At 59.3% G+C, this 20,567-nt stretch carries 14 protein-coding genes; 7 read left to right on the forward strand and 7 right to left on the reverse strand.

Going from position 1 to position 20,567, the window contains the following annotated elements:
- Positions 1–13: 13 nt before the first annotated feature.
- The 5 genes from CKW14_RS19450 to CKW14_RS19470 form a co-directional block, all read right to left on the reverse strand.
- Positions 14–517, reverse strand: coding sequence for a CS1 type fimbrial major subunit (locus tag CKW14_RS19450; RefSeq protein ID WP_176471310.1), 504 nt, complete (start codon positions 515–517; stop codon positions 14–16).
- A 33-nt stretch (positions 518–550) separates the two neighbouring features.
- Positions 551–1,294 (reverse strand): pilus assembly protein, encoded by a 744-nt coding sequence (locus CKW14_RS19455; RefSeq protein WP_095125889.1) that lies wholly within the window; start codon positions 1,292–1,294, stop codon positions 551–553.
- A gap of 44 nt (positions 1,295–1,338) precedes the next feature.
- Positions 1,339–2,553 carry a hypothetical protein gene (locus CKW14_RS19460; RefSeq protein WP_095048321.1) on the reverse strand — a complete coding sequence of 405 codons (1,215 nt, stop codon included), beginning with the start codon at positions 2,551–2,553 and terminating at the stop codon, positions 1,339–1,341.
- 4 nt (positions 2,554–2,557) lie between these two features.
- A complete protein-coding gene (locus tag CKW14_RS19465; RefSeq protein ID WP_095048322.1) occupies positions 2,558–5,080 on the reverse strand; it encodes a CS1-pili formation C-terminal domain-containing protein in 2,523 nt (840 codons plus the stop codon).
- A gap of 123 nt (positions 5,081–5,203) precedes the next feature.
- Positions 5,204–5,683, reverse strand: coding sequence for a CS1 type fimbrial major subunit (locus tag CKW14_RS19470; RefSeq protein WP_095048323.1), 480 nt, complete (start codon positions 5,681–5,683; stop codon positions 5,204–5,206).
- A 498-nt stretch (positions 5,684–6,181) separates the two neighbouring features.
- Here CKW14_RS19470 and CKW14_RS19475 point away from each other — a divergent pair, with 498 nt between their 5' ends.
- Both CKW14_RS19475 and CKW14_RS19480 read left to right on the forward strand, forming a co-directional pair.
- Positions 6,182–6,757: a PadR family transcriptional regulator gene (locus CKW14_RS19475; RefSeq protein WP_095125890.1), complete on the forward strand. Its 576-nt coding sequence runs from the start codon at positions 6,182–6,184 to the stop codon at positions 6,755–6,757.
- Positions 6,754–7,542, forward strand: a complete 789-nt coding sequence (locus tag CKW14_RS19480; protein ID WP_095125891.1) for a siderophore-interacting protein — start codon at positions 6,754–6,756, stop codon at positions 7,540–7,542. The genes CKW14_RS19475 and CKW14_RS19480 overlap by 4 nt, the downstream gene beginning before the upstream one ends.
- A 99-nt stretch (positions 7,543–7,641) precedes the next feature.
- On the opposite strand, the gene CKW14_RS19485 is transcribed toward CKW14_RS19480, so the two are convergent.
- Both CKW14_RS19485 and CKW14_RS19490 read right to left on the reverse strand, forming a co-directional pair.
- Positions 7,642–8,283 (reverse strand): Pr6Pr family membrane protein, encoded by a 642-nt coding sequence (locus tag CKW14_RS19485; protein WP_095125892.1) that lies wholly within the window; start codon positions 8,281–8,283, stop codon positions 7,642–7,644.
- Between the two features lies 1 nt (position 8,284).
- Positions 8,285–8,515: a VF530 family DNA-binding protein gene (locus tag CKW14_RS19490; protein WP_007916799.1), complete on the reverse strand. Its 231-nt coding sequence runs from the start codon at positions 8,513–8,515 to the stop codon at positions 8,285–8,287.
- A gap of 300 nt (positions 8,516–8,815) precedes the next feature.
- On the opposite strand from CKW14_RS19490, the gene CKW14_RS19495 reads away from it, so the two are divergent.
- The 5 genes from CKW14_RS19495 (at position 8,816) to CKW14_RS19515 (ending at position 20,338) form a co-directional block, all read left to right on the forward strand.
- A complete protein-coding gene (locus CKW14_RS19495) occupies positions 8,816–10,177 on the forward strand; it encodes a carbohydrate porin (RefSeq protein WP_095125893.1) in 1,362 nt (453 codons plus the stop codon).
- A 219-nt stretch (positions 10,178–10,396) separates the two neighbouring features.
- Positions 10,397–12,808 (forward strand): glucose/quinate/shikimate family membrane-bound PQQ-dependent dehydrogenase, encoded by a 2,412-nt coding sequence (locus CKW14_RS19500; protein WP_095125894.1) that lies wholly within the window; start codon positions 10,397–10,399, stop codon positions 12,806–12,808.
- Between the two features lie 526 nt (positions 12,809–13,334).
- Entirely contained in the window at positions 13,335–13,709 is a 375-nt protein-coding gene (locus CKW14_RS19505; RefSeq protein WP_095125895.1) for a DUF6124 family protein, read from the forward strand.
- A 243-nt stretch (positions 13,710–13,952) separates the two neighbouring features.
- Positions 13,953–14,405 carry a hypothetical protein gene (locus CKW14_RS19510; protein ID WP_095048329.1) on the forward strand — a complete coding sequence of 151 codons (453 nt, stop codon included), beginning with the start codon at positions 13,953–13,955 and terminating at the stop codon, positions 14,403–14,405.
- A gap of 206 nt (positions 14,406–14,611) precedes the next feature.
- A complete protein-coding gene (locus tag CKW14_RS19515; RefSeq protein WP_095125896.1) occupies positions 14,612–20,338 on the forward strand; it encodes a membrane-targeted effector domain-containing toxin in 5,727 nt (1,908 codons plus the stop codon).
- Positions 20,339–20,567 lie beyond the last annotated feature (229 nt).

Raw genomic sequence — 20,567 nt, forward strand, 5'->3', positions numbered from 1 at the left:
GGCCAAACCGCACTCATTCCGCCCCCGGTGCCCTGGCATTGAACATCAGCACGACACTGCCGTGGTAATCCCCGGAACGATAGCCGCCCTCCGGCTCGATCGGGTCGATTTTCAACGCCACGCGTTTGCCCCTGGCGGCTTCTTCCACGGACAACACCTGGCGCGGGGTGACGTGCGAACTCAGCTCGACATCATTGAAGGAGACCAGCAGATCGATCACTTCGCCGGGGCGGCCATTCTCCAGATAAGGATCGAACGCCAGACGCGCTTCAATCGCGCTACTGTCATGGTGCACATCGAAATTGCGCATCAGCCCGCTGAGGGTCGAGCGCTGATAGTCCCACTCAAGCCGCTGTGGCCGGTGAATCCAGTCCGGTTCTGCCGGAATGATATAGAACGGGCGGCTGGGAATGGTCAGGGACACTTCGAAGGTGTGCTCTTCGCGCGCGGCCCACGCCCCGGCGCCGGTCAGCGCAGTGGCGACCATCAGCGCGGCGGCGGTGCATTGCTTGATCATGTTGGTTACCCGATGGGTCAATGGAAAACAAACCTAGCGACTGGCGGTCTTCATGCTTTTTTTCTCGCTGCCTTCGATCAGGAAGAAGCGGTATTCGCGGCCCTTTTCCTTGTCGAAGGCAAAGGTCTTGCCCGCCAGCACGTGGTGTTTGGTGGTCGCGCCGCAGTCGCTTTCTTTGCTCAGTGAACAGCTCTTGAACTCATCGACAATCAGCACGGTGTTGCCATCGTTACGCAGTTCATAGCGTTTTTCGGTGTCATTGATGACGGTGGCAAAACGCGCGTCCTTCGGCCGCACAAAGAAGATCGTGCCGAACCCGGTCATTACGTTGACCCCGGCTGAAAGCGAGTTTTTGTAGTCTTCGCGCTCCTCGCTGCTGACCACGAATTCGTCTTCCTTTTCCGGTACCACCGGGACGAAGCGCACGCGGAAATAGCGCTCGCGATCGCGCTCGCCCATGTACAGCAAACGCGTACCCTGCATGCCCTGCGCCGGGACGATCAGCCGCGCCGGACTGGCCATCACGCCATTGCGTGAAGCACCGTCGGCAGCGTTTTGCACGGGCACTTCCTGCGGCACGCCATCGGCGCCGTAGATGATCTCAAGCACATTGACCTTGACGAAGGCCGTGGCATCGCCGCTGTTGAATACGCGTTTCAGGTAAGTACTTTTATCAGCGTCGAGATAGTCGTAGACGGTGCCGACATTGATTTGCGGGCCGGCCTGCGCCGTCAGGCAACACATGCTGAGCACGCCCAGCAGAAAACCACGTTTCATCGCGTTCAACTCCATGAAAATCGAAATGGGCCGGACTGGAGCGCTCACGCATCCGAGTCCCAGATAATGGTGATGTTGCCGCGTAGCCGGTCGTTCTTGCCGGGGCGCAGGAGGAAATCGATCGCAAACGGGTCCAGCTCGAAATGCAGCGCGCCGGGCTTGCGCTCGACATAGAGGCTGGGCTGGAACGGGCCGACCCAGTTGTTGAAGTCCAACGGCAATCTATTGACGGGGCCATTGCCGGCGCCGTCGATTCCCGCGGGCAAAGTCATCGAGACCTTGACCGATGTGGTGTCGCCCGAGGGGCTGCCAAGATTGCAGTACGGCCCGCCCTGGGAATTGCATAGCATCATCACCTTGAAGCGCGAAGATGCCGAGATGAAGAACGGTTGGTCGCGAAAGATCCGCTTCGGCTTACGCCCGCTGTCGATCCACTGCGCCCATCCGCCTTCGGGTTCCAGCGACACTTTGCTGCCACCCGGCGGGAGATCGACTTTGAGGGTGTGCTGTACGTCCAGTACGAAGTCGAGGGTCAGCCTGCCTTCGTCCGGCTGAAAAGCCGCGCCCATGTCAAAATCGCCACCGGGTCCCATCGAGTATTCGATGGATCCGGTATACAGACCGCTCGACATGCTCAACGGGTTGGGGGTTCTCAGCTCATACGCAAAATCGATCTTCTCGAAAGACATCGAGGGGATACGGAAAGCAGCGGTCTTGGTGCAGGGCGCTTGCACAGGCGTCTGCCAGAAAAAGCGATAGGTGCGAGCGCTGTACCCGGACACGCTAGTGCCTCTGCAAGGCGCGGGGGCGTAGAGCCAACCGCTAAGGGACGTCCAGAGGATGTCATGGCCTGTCGGGTGCTCCACCCCGGTCAGTTTTTCCACGGTATCGCTCAGGATATAGTTGGAGCCTATGCCGGTGATGCGCACCTCTACGGTTTCCGTTTCCTGAGTATCCTGATTAGTCACCGTCAACCGTTTCCAGTCGGCGGGGGCCTGCACTGAGACATCGTCACCCGGCATAAGCTCGCCGGTTGAGCTATAGCCGACAGGCAACTCGATGCTGAACATGTTGGCGCTGGCGCACTGCGCAGGGAAGTTCACGCAATAGCCGCTATTGGGCGTCTGGTTGACGAACAGGTTCTTGCCCGGTTGCGAAGAATCGGGTTGAAACAGCGCACGGATTTCCTGATTTATCGCCTGTGCCGTGGGCATGCTTAGCGCCAGCAGCAATGCACAACCACCTGTAAGTTTTTTCATAAGATCAACCTGCCTTCTGTTCGGTGGAGGTAGCGTCAGCGAGGGTGTCCGGCGTGCAGCGCAGATCGCCGATCATCAGCACATTGTTTTCGCTGCGATGGTCGGACTCGTTGAGGCGGAACTGGCAGAGCAACTGGTTGCCCTGACGCACTTCCAGGGTCGGTGAGCCGGCGTTCATTTCCATCGAGAAGAACCCGTCGACTTCGCTCACCCCACGGCTAGCGTGGTTGATCACGTGGTGGCCCTTGAGCGGCCGCCCCTGGCCATCCACCAGTCGGCCGAGCACGGTCATGGTTTTCATCACGCGGACCTTGCGGTACTCCACGCCGCCCTTGTTCAGGTGATAGCGGGTGCGCGGCGGTTCGATGGACGCGGCTGGCACGTGGTTGCCCTCGAAGTCGAAACTCACCGAGCTGTTCTGGTACGCGGTGATCGGGATGAAATTGCGCCCCGGCTTCAACGCCGCACCGCCACCGCTGAAATCGTCGGCCCGCAGAACGATGTCCTCGATGTCCGACTCGACATCGACAATCAGCCCGGCGCCGCGCACTTCGGTCTGACTGGTCATGAGCATCTGCTGCGCACCGACCACCAGCGTGCTGTCGAGGTTGAGGCCACCGGTGAAATTGCCGTTGTAGGAGGAGCGCTGAATAAAGCCGTCACCATTGACCGCGTCGGTGCGGAAGTTGGCCAGGCTGGCGACGCCCACCCCGTAGGTGTCGGTGAGTGCCGTGACCGACACGTTCTGCAAGACGTGATCCCGGAAATCCTTGCGCCAGCCGAGCGAGGCGTTGTTGTCACGCGCACCGTCACGGGCCGTGCGTGAGCCGATACTGCCGCTGATCTGCTGACCGGGGGCGCCGAGCGCCATGTTGATGCTCAGGTCGACCCCGCGATTGCGCGCATCGCCGCTGCTGAAACTGCCGGGACGATCAAAAATCGACAGGCGCCAACTGGCATCGCTGCCCAGCACCATCGTGCGCTGGGTCCAGCCCAGATCGACGCCCATGCCCTCGACATTGCCCTCGCTGTGCGAGACCCGCGCGTTGACCGAACTCTTGCTGCTGAGGCGATGGTTGAGCGCCAGCGAGGAATTGCTGGTCTGGCCGATGAACACATTGCGCGGGCGCACCCGGGTGCCGTCCGGCAACGTGTCGTAGGTATTGGTGGTGTCGAGCCAGCTGCGGTTATGGCTGACGACAAGACTGCCGGCGCCGTAGTTGTAGAGGCTTTGCAGATCGAGACCGGTGCCGTAATCCTCGGTCTTGTAGACGTTGGCGTAGAGGCTGATGTGATTGGCCAAGGTCCAGTCGATGGACGTGCCGTATTGCAGCTTTTCGCGAATCTGCCGCGCCGACAGCCCGAGGATGACGCGCGGATGCAACAGGTAATTCACCGAAGCGCCCGCTGTCGGGCTGCCGCTGGCCTGGGTGTCCCAGTTGCTCAGCAGTTTCTGTTCTTCGCCGGCAAAGACGTTGTAGCGCCAGCGCTCGTCGAGGTTGCGCCAGTTGTTGGGCTTGTACACCAACTCCTGAGTAGTGGAGGTGATCTGGCCGTCTTCGATCAGCCGGACTTCCACCTCATAAATGCCACCGGGCAGCGGCCGGGTGTCGAGGGTCTGCAAACCGGCCGGCACCGATTGGGTATTGATCAGCAGGCCATCGCGCCAGATCTCGACGGAACCCTGGCGGTTGGCCGTGACATAGATCGGATAAACGCTGGGCATCGGGCTGTTGATGGCCAGGCTGTCGGAGCTGCCGTACATCACGCCGACGGCGGTGTCGGGACTGCTGCCGAACGTACGCGGCTGGCGTGTCAGCCCTTCGGAATTGGGGGTGAAATAGCCCAGGCGGAAAAAACTGCCTTGCAGTTCGCGCTGGGTGTGCAGCTCTTGAACGGCGTGATAAAGCTTGTCGTCCGGACCGCCGAGACGGGCCACTTGCAGATTCAGTGTCTGACTCCAACTGCCCAGACTTGAGCTGGCTTCGAGGCCGAAACGCCCGCCGAGATCCTGATCCTGGCCGCCATTGAGGTTGAGCTGGTTACGCACCATCAAGCCATGACTGCCACCATCAGGCTGTTCGAAGTAACGCTTGGCTTCAACGTCGCGTTCGGCATTTTCGGTGAGAATCGAGACCAGCGAGTTTTCCAGGTTGTAATGCACCGCCAGAAACTGGTCCGGGCAGGAACCGCTGCACGCACCCAAGGGCACGCCGGGTTTCAGATAGCTCGCCCATTTTTCCCGCTCGGCGGGGCCAAAACGATTTTCGCTGGTGTCAGTGAATTCGAGCAGGGTGAGGCGATCGTCGCGGGACAACACCACCATGGCCTCACCCAGTGGTTGCTGATCGACTTCGACCCGTACCGCCAGCGGTACATCAAAGAAATGCTCCTCGAAATCCGCCGGCAAACCCTTGGCCTGCGCCAGCAGACTGCGTGGTGTGGTGCCGGTGGAGTTGGAAGCCACAGCTGCGCTGGCACAAAACAACAGCGCAAGCGCAGCCGCGATGGGTGTCATCGGGAACATGAACGCGTACTCGGATAACAAACAATGGAAGTCCGTCGAGGCAAACAAATCGTCAGCCCCGACGGTCAAGCGTCAACATTGAAGTTGGGCTTAGTGCCTGATCGATCGATCAAGTGACTGCTGTTATGGCGTCACGGCGTCGAAGATCATCGCCACGGCCCCGGTGTAATCACCAGGCTGGAAGTTGTTGCCCACCGCGCTAATGTTCAGCGGCGCACGGTAGTTGACGTCGGACTCGGCTTCACCCACGACCAGTTGCGGAGTCAGGGTCAGTTCCTTGTTGTTGAACAGCACGCGCAGTTCGATAGAAGTACTGCCCGAGACCAGTTTTGGCAGGCTCTCGAGGCTGGCGTGTACCGAGCCGTTATTGTTGCGCACGTCGAAGAAGCCATTGACGTCGCGCATCTTGCCGGTGGTTGGCTGATAGCTCATGTCCTGGTCCTTGTTGACCAGATCCGGATCGGTCGGCACCACATAGAAACCGTTGGTCGGCACATGCGCGACAAGGCTGATCGAGTGCGACGCTTCACCAGCGGCGAATGCGCCAGTGGAACCCAGTGCCAGAAGAGCCAGTGGAGCGGCGATTGCGAGTTTCTTGAACATCGTTATGTACCTGTTTTCTTGATAGGGGGATGAACATTGAAAGTTCAGGTAAATCATTGCCCGAGTTGAGCCAGATCAACTTGAACGTTCAACGCCTAGGCATCATCGACTGTTGCCTCTGGAAAGTAAGCAAGCAACTTCCGATAACCTCGTAGTTAAACAACCCCATGACTCGCCAGAAAAAAGAACAAAATAACGATATTCGAAACAGTAACTGTAAGTTATCCCCTACAGACAGTTTAAATTAAAAAACCATACAGCAACTTCGCCCTGATAGTGCGGTAACTCAGGGTCATTTAGAACATATACTCTACATCAAATAGAGTGATGACTTTAACTTTCAAGTTATCGCTGACTTACACCCCCCTGAAAAATCATCGCTTGCATTGGCGGGTGGGCTGCCGCTCGTCAGCCGAGGTCGCGACGCGGGAAAAACGTCTTGCGCAGACCTTAAGATATATCTTAAGTTGTATCTAAACACGACGAGAGAAGACTGAAATGAGAGACCATCATTCCCCCCACCGCGAACACGGCGACGGCCGTGACGGCTTCGAGAAGCGCCCCGGACGTGAGCGCGGCGGCCGTGGCCCACGGGTATTCGCCCCCGGTGACCTGAAATTGCTGCTGCTGGCGCTGGTGGCCGAACAGCCGTGCCACGGCTACGACCTGATCCGCCAGATCGAAGGCATGTTCGACGGCGCGTACAGCCCCAGTCCCGGGGTGATCTACCCGACCCTGACCTTTCTCGAAGAGAGCGAACTGATCACTGGCGACGCCGAGGGCGGTAAAAAACGCTACAGCGTCACCGAGGCCGGTCGTTTATCACTCAGTGAGCAAACAGTCGCGCTGGACGGTGTGCGTATGCGCATCGACGTCAGCAAACGCTCGTTGCGCGGCCATGATCGGCCGCCGGAAATCCACGAAGCCGTGCACAACCTGCGCCATGCCCTGCAGATGCACCACGGCCGCTGGAGCGCCGCAGAAATCCTGCGCGTGCGTGACCTGCTTAACGACACCGCCAAAGCCATCGTCGACGGCCCTGCCGTTCAACCTGCCCCGGAGAAAGCCGAATGACTGCAGTCGATACCCAAACCATTCACCGTGTGATGCACGAAATCAAACGCCGCAAGCTTGAGGTGTTGCGCGTGGTCGACCTGACCCCGCGCATGCGCCGCATTACCCTCGGCGGGCCGGAGCTGGCCGGGTTTATCAGCCTGGGCACTGACGATCACGTCAAACTGCTGTTCCCGCAGAACGCCGAACAAGCCGCCGCGCTGGAGACCATGGTGCTCGGCGCCGGCAAGGACGATGGACCAAAACCGGAAATGCGTGATTACACGCCGCGTCGCTACGACCTCGATGCGCTGGAACTGGACATCGACTTTGTCCTGCACGGTGACGGCCCTGCGTCGACCTGGGCCGAGCAAGCGCAACCCAGGCAATACCTGCACATCGGCGGCCCGCGCGGCTCGATGATCGTCCCGGATATTTTCGACAGCTACTTGCTGATCGGCGACGAAACCGCCCTGCCCGCCATCGCCCGCCGCCTCGAAGGCCTGGCGGCCAATCGCAAGGCCTTGGTGGTGATCGAAGTGGAAAACGGCGCCGAACAGCAAGTGCTCGAAAGCGCGGCGCAGGTCAATGTGATCTGGGTGTTGCGCGAGGGTAGCAAGGACAACCTGCTGGCGACGGTGAAGCAACTGCAGGTGCCTAAAGGCAATCTGTATGCGTGGGTGGCGACCGAAACGAAAGTCTCGCGACAGATTCGCCGGGTGCTGATTGATGAGCATGGGCTGGATGAACAACTCATCAAAGCCGTCGGCTACTGGCGCGCTGAAGGCACTTCCGAAGAAGAGTGATATCCCTTGTAGGAGCTGCCGCAGGCTGCGATCTTTTGATCTTGTTTTTGAAAAAGCAAAGTCAAAAGATCGCAGCCTGCGGCAGCTCCTACAGGTGCTTTAACTTCGTGCAAGCCTCCAGCGGTCGAGGCCAATGACCAGCAAGCCAATCCCCACAAACCCCAGCAATATCCCCCCGGCATTGAGCAGCACCTGTGGATAACCCAACAGCGCCACATCAATGAACGGATACGCATACGCGCCGAGCAAATGCCCGCGCAGCAAGGCGTAGATGAAATACACCAGCGGATAGATCAGCCACACCGGCAGATGCCACAAACGCAGCGTGCCTTTCGGTACGCAGAGCCACCAATAAGCAAGAAACAGCAACGGCATCACGTCGTGCAGCAACTCGTCAGCAATAAATTGCCAGCCTTCCGGGTGCCACAAATGCCGCAGCAAAAGGCTATAGGCAAGCCCCACCACAGCAATGCTCACGGCAATGCCACTGCTGACCCACGGCTGCAAAAACCAGCGGCGCGCGGCGGATTCGCGAGCGGTCACGGCACAGGTCAGCACCGTCGCCACCAGCGTGTTGGTCAGAATCGTGAAGTAGCTGAAAAAGCTCACCAGCCCGCCCAACAGGCTGGCGCCGACGCTTAAACGCGCAAAGAAAATCAGATAAAGCTGAATGCCCAACCCCGCCCAGCCCAATATGGCTGCGCAGGTGATCAGGCGGCGGCGCCAACAACCGGTATGCATTTCAGAGCGGTCGCTTGGTGCGCATCAATTTCACGTACAGACGCTCGACCTTCTCGCGCGCCCATGGCGTTTTACGCAGGAACGTCAGGCTCGACTTGATGCTCGGATCACTCTTGAAGCAGCGAATATCGATGCGCTCGGCCAATCCCGACCATTCGTAATGGCTCACCAGTGCATTGAGGATCTGTTCAAGGGTGACGCCGTGCAGCGGATCGGGAGTTTGTTCGTTCATGCCAGGCCTATGGGCGAAGTGAAAATGCGGAAGCCGCGCACCTTAGCCGAGGGGCTGACTGGGTGGAAGGCCTGACTTTAAATGTAGGCCAACCCGGAAAGATCGCAGGCCACGATCCGGCCGACAATGCGCCCGTTTGCCGCACTGTTACCGAATCCGAAACGCTGCATGTTCACAAAAGGCCTTTGTCTTTTTGTAACAGATCTTTATCCTGCCGCCCTTCCGCTGAATCGCTTCACTGCCTGCGACATATTGAAGCGCTCGAATTGCACCCCGAAAACACCAAAAAAAGACTGAGCCATGCCCGATTTTTCCTTCTCCCGAGACAGCGCTATCTCAACCCTGCGCACCCTTGGCGGCTTTACCGCCCTCGGCCTCGCCACTTGCGTTCAAGCGGCGCCCGCGTTCGACAGTGAATCACCGTACATGCTCGGTGACTGGAACGGCACGCGCACCGAACTCTCGGAAAAAGGCTACGACTTCAAGCTCGATTACACCGGCGAAATGGGCAGCAACCTGCACGGCGGCTACGACCACGACCGCACTGCGCGCTATAGCGATCAGTTCGGTCTGGGCACACACCTCGACCTGCAAAAGATCCTCGGCTGGGACTACGCCGAGTTTCAACTGACCATCACCAAGCGCAGCGGCAACAACATCAGCAACGACCGCATCAACGATCCGCGCGTTGGCGGCTTCACCTCGGCCCAGGAAGTCTGGGGCCGTGGCCAGACCACACGCCTGACGCAGATGTGGTACCAGCAGAAATTCTTCGATCAGAAACTCGACATCAAGGTCGGCCGTTTCGGCGAAGGCGAAGACTTCAACAGCTTTCCGTGCGACTTCCAGAACCTCGCGTTCTGCGGTTCGCAGGTCGGCAACTGGGTCGGCGGCATCTGGTACAACTGGCCGGTCAGCCAGTGGGCGCTGCGCGTCAAATATCACCTCACCCCGGAACTGTACGCACAGGTCGGCGCTTACGAGCAGAACCCGTCGAACCTCGATCGCGGCAACGGTTTCAAACTCAGCGGCAGCGGCACCCAGGGCGCGATCCTGCCGATCGAACTGGTGTGGACGCCGAAACTCAACGGCCTGCCGGGCGAATACCGCGCCGGTTATTACTACAGCAACGCGAAGGCCAGCGACGTCTATAAAGACAGCCAAGGCCAGCCGGCAGCGCTGAGCGGTGAAGCCTATCGCAGCGCGTCGAGCAAACACGGCGTATGGCTGGGCATCCAGCAGCAGATCACCAGCATGGCCAGCGATAACAGTCGCGGCTTGAGCGTGTTCGCCAACGGCACGATGCACGACAAGAAAACCAACGCGATCGACAACTACGTGCAGGCCGGCATCACCTACAAAGGCCCGTTCGATGCGCGCGCCAAGGATGACATCGGTTTCGCCCTCGCCCGCGTGCACGTCAACCCGGCCTTCCGCAAAAATGCCGAAGCCAGCAACCGCGCCAACGCGGTCTACGACTACGACGATCCGTCCTTCCTGCCGCCGCAAGACACCGAATACAGCGCCGAGCTGTACTACGGCGTGCACGTGACCAACTGGCTGACCGTACGCCCGAACCTGCAATACATCCGCCACCCCGGTGGCGTGAACGACGTCGACGACGCCCTGATCGGCGGGATCAAGATCCAGTCCTCGTTCTAAAGATTTACGTAAATCCATTGTAGGAGTGAGCCTGCTCGCGATAGCGGTGTTTCAGGCGACATCTCCAGTGACTGAAACACCGCCATCGCGAGCAGGCTCACTCCTACAAAAAAGAAATTCGTTAGCTAGACAAGTTTTTATCTGAACCATGCCTGTGCCAAATCGTCATCTAAAGTGACTACAGCGCGGGACTACATAAACGTCACGGAGAATCACACTATGAGCACCGAAAGTGCTTCGAGTCGGGGCCGTCTGCTACCGAGCCTGCTCGGCATTCTGCTTCTACTGATGGGCCTGGCCATGTTGGCCGGTGGGGTCAAGCTGAGCATGCTCGGCGGCTCGCTGTACTACCTGCTGGCCGGTATCGGCATCGCGCTGTCCGGCATTCTGATGCTGATGCGCCGTCGCGCGGCGCTGGGCCTGTACGCCATCGTTCTGTTTGCCAGCACCGTTTGGGCGCTGTGGGAAGTCGGTCTGGACTGGTGGCAACTGGTGCCACGCCTGGCCCTGTGGTTTGTCCTCGGCTTCGTCATGCTGCTGCCGTGGTTCCGTCGTCCGCTGCTGCTTAACGGCCCGGCGCCGATGGGCACTGGCGGTCTGACCGTCGCTGTGGTGCTGGCCGGCGTCACCGCTCTGGCCAGCCTGTTCACCCACCCGGGCGAAACCTTCGGCGAACTGGGCCGCGACACCGCGGACACCACCAGCACCGCGCCAGCCATGCCCGATGGCGACTGGCAGGCCTACGGCCGCACCGAATTCGGTGACCGCTACTCGCCACTGAAGCAGATCACTCCGGCCAACGTCGGCAAGTTGCAAGAAGCCTGGCGCATCCAGACCGGTGACTTGCCGACCGCTGATGACCCGGTCGAGCTGACCAACGAAAACACTCCGCTGAAAGCCAACGGCATGATCTATGCCTGCACCGCGCACAGCAAAGTGTTAGCCCTGGACCCGGACACCGGCAAAGAACTGTGGCGCTTCGACCCACAGATCAAGAGCCCGGTCGGCTTCAAAGGCTTCGCCCACATGACTTGCCGTGGCGTGTCGTACTACGACGAAGCCGCTTACGCCAAAACTGAAAACGCAGCCTCGGCGGTAATTTCCGAAGCTGGCAAAGCCGTTGCTCAGGCTTGCCCGCGTCGTCTGTACCTGCCCACCGCTGATGCCCGCCTGATCGCCCTGAACGCCGACACCGGCAAGATCTGCGAAGGCTTCGGCAACAACGGTGTGGTTGACCTGACCCAAGGCATCGGCCCGTTCACCGCCGGTGGTTACTACTCCACCTCGCCAGCGGCGATTACTCGTGATCTGGTGATCATGGGCGGTCACGTGACCGACAACGAATCGACCAACGAGCCATCGGGCGTGATCCGCGCTTTCGACGTGCGCGACGGTCACCTCGTATGGAACTGGGATAGCGACAAGCCTGACGCCACCGAGCCTTTGGCACCGGGCGAAACCTATAGCCGCAACTCGGCGAACATGTGGTCGCTGGCCAGTGTCGACGAAAAACTCGGCATGGTTTACCTGCCACTGGGCAACCAGACCCCAGACCAGTGGGGCGCTGATCGCACCCCGGGCGCCGAGAAATTCAGCGCCGGCATCGTGGCTCTGGACCTGGCCACCGGTAAAGTGCGCTGGAACTACCAGTTCACCCACCACGACCTGTGGGACATGGACGTTGGCAGCCAGCCAACCCTGCTCGACATGAAAACCGCCGACGGCGTGAAACCGGCGCTGATCGCTCCGACCAAACAGGGCAGCCTGTACGTCCTCGACCGTCGTGACGGCACGCCGATCATTCCGATCAAGGAAATCCCGGTCCCGCAAGGCGCCGTCAAAGGCGACCACACCGCACCGACCCAGGCCCGTTCGGACCTCAACCTGCTGGCCCCGGAACTCACCGAAAAAGCCATGTGGGGCGCGAGCCCGTTCGACCAGATGCTGTGCCGCATCCAGTTCAAGGAACTGCGTTATGAAGGCCAGTACACCCCGCCGTCGGAACAGGGCAGCCTGATCTACCCGGGTAACGTCGGCGTGTTCAACTGGGGCGGCGTCTCGGTCGATCCGGTTCGGCAAATGCTGTTCACCAGCCCGAACTACATGGCCTTCGTTTCGAAAATGGTGCCACGCGAGCAAGTCGCCGCCGGCAGCAAACGCGAAAGCGAAACCGCTGGTGTGCAGCCAAACACCGGCGCGCCATACGCGGTGATCATGCACCCGTTCATGTCGCCATTCGGCGTACCGTGCCAGGCTCCGGCCTGGGGCTACGTTGCCGGTATCGACCTGACCACCAGCAAAGTCGTGTGGAAACGTAAAAACGGCACCAGCCGCGACAGCTCGCCCATCCCGATCGGTTTCACCCTGGGTGTGCCGAGCATGGGCGGTTCGATGGTCACGGCTGGCGGCGTCGGCTTCCTCAGCGGCACCCTCGACCAGTACCTGCGCGCGTACGACGTGAACAGCGGTAAAGAGCTGTGGAAATCGCGTCTGCCGGCGGGTGGTCAAGCGACACCGATGACCTACACCGGCAAGGACGGCAAGCAATACGTGCTGCTGGTTGTCGGCGGTCATGGCTCGCTGGGCACCAAGATGGGTGACTATGTGATTGCGTACAAACTGCCGGAATAAGTTTTAGCGGCGGTAAAACAAAGGCGATGCCCCGCAAGGGACATCGCCTTTTTTGTGCCTGCCAATTTTGAATCCTCTGGAGAAACCTGTGGGAGCTGGCTTGCCAGCGATAGCGTCGGGTCAGCCGGCACATATGCCGGCTGGAAGAACGCCATCGCTGGCAAGCCAGCTCCCACAGTTTGATCAGCGTTGGTTGTAGGAATTGTTCTTGTCCTACAGATGCTGGGAGTTGCAGGGAGATTTCCGACAAGTCGTGTCGGTTGTGCCTCGGAAATCGGCTGGATAGGCTCGGGGGGTCGCTGCAAATTCAGCGAACGGGCGTCGCGGCCCGATAACTGATGCATAATCGCCAACCTGACGGCACCTCGGTGCTGTTTGTCTGTGTCATGGCGGCTGTGCGCGGGATACCTTCTTGGAGGTATGCCGATTTCTCAGTTATCGGTCCGCGAACCCGCGTACAGCTGCCACCTCAGATTGCGTCGCGGCAATCGAAGGCAGCTCCACTTTCACCAACTGAGTATTCACCATGAAAAAGCCAACACCCAATCCGCCCGAAAACAACGACACCTCTCCCTACGAATCCCCCGATTCGAAGCGATTCCACGAAGCCGCCGAACGCGCCCTCGACCACTACCTCAAACCCAACGCCCTGACCCTGCGCTTTCACAAACCCAGCACCATGTTCCAGGTCGCCCCCGAACAGGACAGCGAAAGCCTGCTGGTCCACGCCTGCGAATCGCTGGCCCAGGCCAGCCTCATGACCAGCGACATCGCCGCTTACATCGACCTGCCGCAGCGGCGCACGACTCTGGCCATCCAGCAAATCATCATGCTCGCCGAACTGGCGGTGAACCGCGTGCTGGATAACCACGAAATCCCCCAATCCCCATCACACAGCTAACCCTCTGTGGGAGCGAGCCTGCTCGCGAAGGCGTCAGCGCATTCGGCAGTTGGACTGACTGACGCAGTGCTTTCGCGAGCAAGCCTGCCCCGCACTTGATCAACACTGTGCCTGCCATATAACTCCTATCAAGAAGGCTCATCGCGAACACGTATAAAAACCTGTCAGATATGACAGTTCACTGTCTTCACCCGCCCAATCAGACTTCCTTCTCCAACCAAAATCAGGCACAGGAAGCACCCCATGACCCATCCAAAGGCATCCCCAGCAGTTTGGGTAAACGGTATTCTCAACGTTAATGTAAAAGGCACCATTGGCGGTACGCCGGTTAATCTGACCAGCTTCACGACAACCAGCATTTCCACCTCTGTCAACCAGCTCGGCGGTTACAATTTTTCTTTCGAAGATAACCACGGTTCATCGAGCCTACGAGCCATCTCCATCTCGCTTCGCAAGCTGCTGGATCCTGCAATCGCTGGCTACCTTGAATATGTCGTGACCGAACGAGGTATTCAGCCTTATGACTATGAAGTGACATCCTCTTCCGACATTTCTGTAAGTCAACTCAATAGCGGCCTGTACTTATACTCCCTCGATAATTTGCAACTTTCCGGTAAGGCACGCCACGGTGATGAAACACGTGAACTCACCGGTAGCGGATACTTTTTTCTCCAAGAGCTGACTTCCCCTATCTAACAAACAGATCAGGATTTCACTCGTCGGGTTAAACGTGCGTCTGCCGCTCCATCACAGGTAAAGGCCAGACGCATGCCGACGTGAAATACCGAGTCGAACCCAAGCTCTACATCGACAGACCAATAACCCCCTATACATATATACCACCCGCCCCCCACTGCCCCTCGCCATGCTGGCCGCTCACCCTCAGCATGGAAAAAATGCCCATGAACCTCGCCGCCCCCCCCACCGCCGAAGAGGTCAAAAACGATCTCAACGCGATCGCCCATCACCTGTTCAATACATCAACCCCGCTGCTTCCCGAACAAAAACCGAGTACCGAACAGGCCTTTCTGAAACGCCTCGACGAACAACTGAAAACCTATCGCACCAGCTACCTGCAACGCAGCCGCGAGCTGTATCAGGCGCTGGAAAACAGCGATCTGCAAAGCGACGAAGGCAAACAACTGATTGCCACCCTGAAAGTCAGGCTGGCCACCCAACTGATCAACATGGATCAGCGCGACCGGATCGACGATAAACCAGCGAAAACCTTCCTCAAATATGACGCAGGCTTCACCGCCATCGGCCACGAAGCCAGACAGGCCGTCACCGACCGCCTGCTGCACCCGCAAGCCGGCGAACTGCTGCAAAAACTCGATGCGGTGCCGATGCTGCGTCCGGCCATGTACGCGCTGCAGTTCAGCTATCAAGACACCACCGTTGAGCTGGCCGGCGCCTTTGTGGTCACGGAAAAAGACACTCGCCGCGTCAAGGACCTGCAGACCGACCAGAGCATGGGTTTCGCCCTGCTGTTTACCCCCGCAAGAGGCATCGAATTCTTCAACTCCCTTGCTGATCTCGACAGCCAACTGCGAACATCGCTGAACCACGCCAGCGGTAGCGAGGAGTTCATGTCCATGTTGCCGACGCGCTATCACGCCGTGGGCGCAGCAGGGATCTGGCCGCTGCTGCTCGCGCCAATCGACAGCAGACCGTTGTTCGAACACACCTACGACGCGCTGATCGAAAAACGCACGCAGGATATCGAGCGCGCCTTGAGCTTCGCCGAAAATCCACAGCAAGACCCCAGGCAATTGCTCACCGCGCTGGACCGCGCCATTGCCGCTGCCCTGCCGGATCTCACGCCGCGCCTGGAATTACGCGCGCAAACCTTGTTCGAGCGCCACCTGCGCTACAGCGCACCGGACTGGTTTCGAAGCGCCAGCACCGCGCAAAAAGACGCACTGGCGCAGCATCTGCGCAACTACCAGCAGGCGCGGCAAGACCTGCTCGACTTGCTGGAGCCGGCCGGCAGCCTGACGGCACTGGCCCGCCAGCAATGGCTGGAGCGCCTGAGCGAAGACCTGGAAATCGACGACCTCGAGCCGGCAAAGTTAAGCCTTTCGACCGATCGCCGAGTGCCGGGCTACGGCGTTTATGTGCATCAATCCAGTCTGCTCGAGCTGTCCTTGCGCGGCCCGCACACCGGCGATGAATTACCGGGTTCGGAGTTTTTGAAGTACACCACCCTCACCTACGATGACGCGCCTTTGCCGCCAGCCTACGCTGACGTGACGCCGGCGTGGCTGATCAGGCAAGCCGTAGAGCTGCAACCTCGGATTGACTTCAATCACTTGCAAAATGAGCTGCAGGCCAGGCCTGCAATCAAACCTGCCATCGAGCAGATGCTCGATAAACGTATCGTCGCCCTCGCTCACACGGCGGTGCTGCAAGGGCACTTGCTCGACAATGACCTGCAACTGATCCAGCGCCTGCGTGACGGTAGCGATGCGCGCCTGCGCGCCGCCACCCTGTCGCTGCACGGCGCCCAGTTGCAAGATTTTTGGGTGCTGCGCCAGTACGATGACGGCGGCGCGCTCAAACGGCTGTTGCTGTGCACACCACAGGCGCCGCGAACGCAACAATTCCAGGCCTTCGACAGTGAGCGCGAATGCCAGACCCACCTGCTGGGCTGGGCCAAACACAGTGATGCCGCCGACAGCATGGCCGGCTACCTGATCAGCCGTGCGCCCATGCGCTTTCGCGCAAAGCTGCGCCACGTGTTGGCCGGGCTGAGTTTCAAACCTGAGGCGCTGGAGCATCAAAAGGTCACGTTCGCTCACACCGGCAGTCATCCCGATTGCCTGCGCGCGATGGCTGAACATGTGCTCGCCACACGGATCGACGACTATGACTTCAGTACACCGCTGTGGTATCGCTCCACCACGGCTGCCAACCGCCGAAAGCTGACGACCCTGAGTGAAGACGCCGAAGGCGCCTTGCGCGCGTTCAACAAGCATGCCTTGTCGGGCAGTCGCTTTCCGGCGTTTGATGACTACGTACACGAGCAAGCCAAAATCAGCTTGAACCGCTTGCTCAAGCGCACCACCAACGATGTCGATCCGGATACCGTCTGGGCTTACTCGCCGACCGCCATCGTGCGCTCGTGGACGCCAAAACCTCTGAACTACACCACGCTGTATCGCGATGGCTACGCCGACGGCGTCGGTTTTCTCGATGAGAAATTTTTCCGCTCGGCCCGCTTCAAAGGCCCGCAAGGCATCGATATCAGCAGCCTGACCGCACAGAATGTCGCACGCTCGGTCACCGGTGTGTGGATCGGCCAACGCTACATCGACAAGGTCAAGGCTGAACTGCAAAGTTCGACGAGCGAAGGCTATGACTTCCGGCGCAACACGACCCTGGCCATTACCCAGCGCCAGATGAAAAACGCCGCGCTGGAATGCCAGCTGCAGGGCCATATCGCCAGCCATGATCTGCAATGGCTGGAGCAGAGTATCGACAGCATGGCTGAAACTTCCGGCTCCATGCGCACGACCTATCCGCTCCACCGTTTGATGATCGACGGCGAATGGGTGCTCGATGCGTGGCTGTTCAGCCATGGCGCCAACCCGGATCTGCTCTACACCCCCGAGGCGCCCGACGGCGTCGCTTTCCGCGAAGCGCGGCTGTTCAATTACCTGCTTCAGCAGCAGTCCGGCATGCTCGAATACCTGACGTTGCGCGTCGACGTCAGCGCCCGGACCCGGGTTCGCACATACCTTGAAAACATCAAGAAAGGGCTGCCCAAAGACCTCAATAAAACCACACCCAGCCCTGCACGCTACGACTCGACCCGCGCGGTCGCGGCGGTCAGTGACCTGCGCACTGTCCTTTACGACATGAAGTTGCAACGTCGTATCGACGACGTTAACGCCACCACCACCAGCCGTGCCGAGATGATCGCCGGTCTGGTCTGGAACAGTATCGAATGGATCACCGCCATTGCCACGGCGCCGTTCCCGCTGCTGAGCCTGAGCACCGGCCTGCTCCTGGCGTTCAAGGACGCCATGCTCGTGCTGCACGCGTACCGTCAGGGTGACCACGGCGAAGCGTTCCAGCACCTGGTCGGTTATCTGTTCAACAGTGTCGGCGCGTTGCTGACCGACCTGCGTCCGGCGCTGCGTTCGCTCAAAACTGTGCGCCGGCCTTTGCGACAGAGCATCGCCAGCGCCCTCAACGAACAACGCGATGTCATGACCGTGATCGAACAAGTGGAACCTGGCCCCAAGCGGAATGAAATGAGTGCGGTGTTTTTCAGAGGTCAGGTGTACTACATCCGGGAAAATGCCGACTTACTCGGTCGTCATGTGCTCTATCTGAACAACCCGGAATTCGGCGCCCCCCTCTCGAGCGGCATTCTCGCCGTGCGCAATTCCGACGGAGTGATGGTGCGCGCCGGCGTGTCCGGCGGTGCGCCGAAGTACGAGGCCGTGCCAGAGCCAGACGGTCCGCACAAGATCTATGGCGTCGAGCCCGAATACCGCCAGCGCATCGAAACGGTGATGAATCCGCAAACCCGGGAAAACACCCTCCTTAGCAGTCAAGACTACATGGGCACCGATCCCCGCTTGATCCTTGTCGGGGTCGTGGAACGCCTCGCCTCGACACGCACCGCCTACCTGAAACAGGTCGAAAAGCTCAGCAAAGACGCCGCCGCGCATTTCGCTGACCTTACCGCGCTGCCAGCCCGCGCCCAAGTCCCGCCGATCGCCGACGACTTGTCATTTACACAGTTGATCGCCAGTGACGCGGTCAAAGGGAAGAATCTGGTGATCGGCGCCCAGCCCGGTTCGATCGCCAGCAAACAACTGCTGATCAATCATCTGGACACCCTCGTTGAAAGTGGCTTCAAGCGACTTTACGTGGAATACCTGGCAGCGGATGTCTTCAAGGCGAAGCTGGAAAAAATGAACAAGGGGAAATCCTGGAAACACATCGAAAAACATCTTGAAGCCGTCGACCGTGCGCTGGGCCATGAGCAGGACGCGCCATTTTCCTATCTGGCACTGGTGCGTACCGCTCGCGAAAAGGGCCTGAAAATCCATGCGCTGGATGCTTCGACCAGCTACAAACTGGAAGGCGCGCTGGTACTGGACGAGGTCTCGCCATTGACCCCTCGCAGCAACAGCCTGAGGAATTTCTATTCGCACAAGACGCTGGCCGCCGATATCGCCGACGCGCCTGATGAGCGCTGGGTGATCCTCACCGAACAATCACGCATGTCCACCTTCGACAACACCCCCGGCCTGGCCGACTTGCACGCGGCTGTCGCCGTGCGCGTGGAGGATGTCGCAGAGGGTCAGGCGGCACGTATCGGCCTCGATTCAGCCGGGGCAATCGCCGGGGATTCGGCCGCCAAGGGCGATTATCGTGTGCAATGGCCGACGGCGTACAAGGCGCCTCAGCCCGTCTCCAGGCCAGCAGCGATTACCCCCGTTGTCGAGCATTTCAGCGAGTACGATATCCCGCCCTCGATGCGCGACGATATTGCGCAAATGTTGCATCAACCCTACGCCATGGATTCACGCTACAGCCCGACCGTACCGAGTGAAAAAAAGGCGTTCGACGCGTTCATCGCCCACCGCAAACGTCTGGAGAAAAAGGCCAGGGACGCATTTACTTACTACACGCCCCCCGAAGCGGCCACGCTGCCGACGCTCACCTCAGACACCACGTTCGAGGCGTTTTTGCAGCTGCTGGCCGACGGCCGCTTGAACCTGCTGATCGGTGAGGCCCATAGCCACGTATCGAGCAAAGCGCTGCTGAAAAAGTACATGAAGGCGCTCAAGCAAGCCGGGTATGACACGCTCTACGTGGAACATCTGTTCACCGATTTGCACCAGGCCGATCTGGATACTTTTTTTCGGACACAGCGCATGCCGGACAGACTGAAGAATTACCTGCGCGTTCAGGACCTTGGCCAAATGCCGACCTATAACGGTAACGATACCTACACAGAGGTCCTCCAGGCGGCGGCCAAGTACAAAGTCCGTATCAGGGCCCTCGATTGCACGGCGTCTTACCACCTCAAGGGTGTGTTTAACGAAGATATCTCGCGAAACGAGATGTTCAGCTATTTCGCCACCCATGTGATCGATGCCGACCAACTGGCACATGGGCCGCACAAGTGGGTGGCCCTCATCGGCAATGCCCACACCAACTACAACCTGGGTGTGCCGGGTCTGGCGGATACGCTCTCGGCGGTCAGTCTCCACGTACGCGACACCGCTCCGGAACTGGCCAGAGATATCCATCGCGGGACCTGGAGAGCGGTGGCCAGCGAGCGCGGAACCAATAGCCGGGCCTTGCGCAGCGATTTCCTGTTGGAAGTGGCCGTCGCCGGCAAGAAAAAACCAGCCCTGACGCCGGCCGTCGAGCGCAGCAAACTGACCCGACCCGGGATGTTCATGATCGAAAATACGGATACGGGCGAGCTCCGTCTGGTGCATAAATCCAGGTCCGGCGACATCGTTGAGACACCGATTCAGGTCAATGACCACGGCTTGTTTTTCATTGATCGCTGGGAGAAAAAAGATGAGCGTTTCAAATATCTGGGGACCTTGATCGATATGCTGGTCAGTGATCTGAAATTGACCGAGGTGAAATAACCGTCAGGCCTGACCTGCGCATTGCCAACCACCACCGGGCTTGACGGCCCGGTGGTTTTTTATAGCCCGGATGCCACCGCTCTGCGCCTTACAGCAATAGCGCAGGCCAATGTCTCAGCGAGCGTGTTTCGGGTGGCGTTCAGATGGAAACAACGATCGCCAAGTGCAGAGAAACCCTGTCAAAACCCTGAACACACAAGCAGAAACATCGCCCCCCATTGAAACCACC

This window comes from Pseudomonas sp. Irchel s3a12, assembly GCF_900187485.1.
GTDB classification, from domain to species: Bacteria; Pseudomonadota; Gammaproteobacteria; order Pseudomonadales; family Pseudomonadaceae; genus Aquipseudomonas; species Aquipseudomonas neuropathica.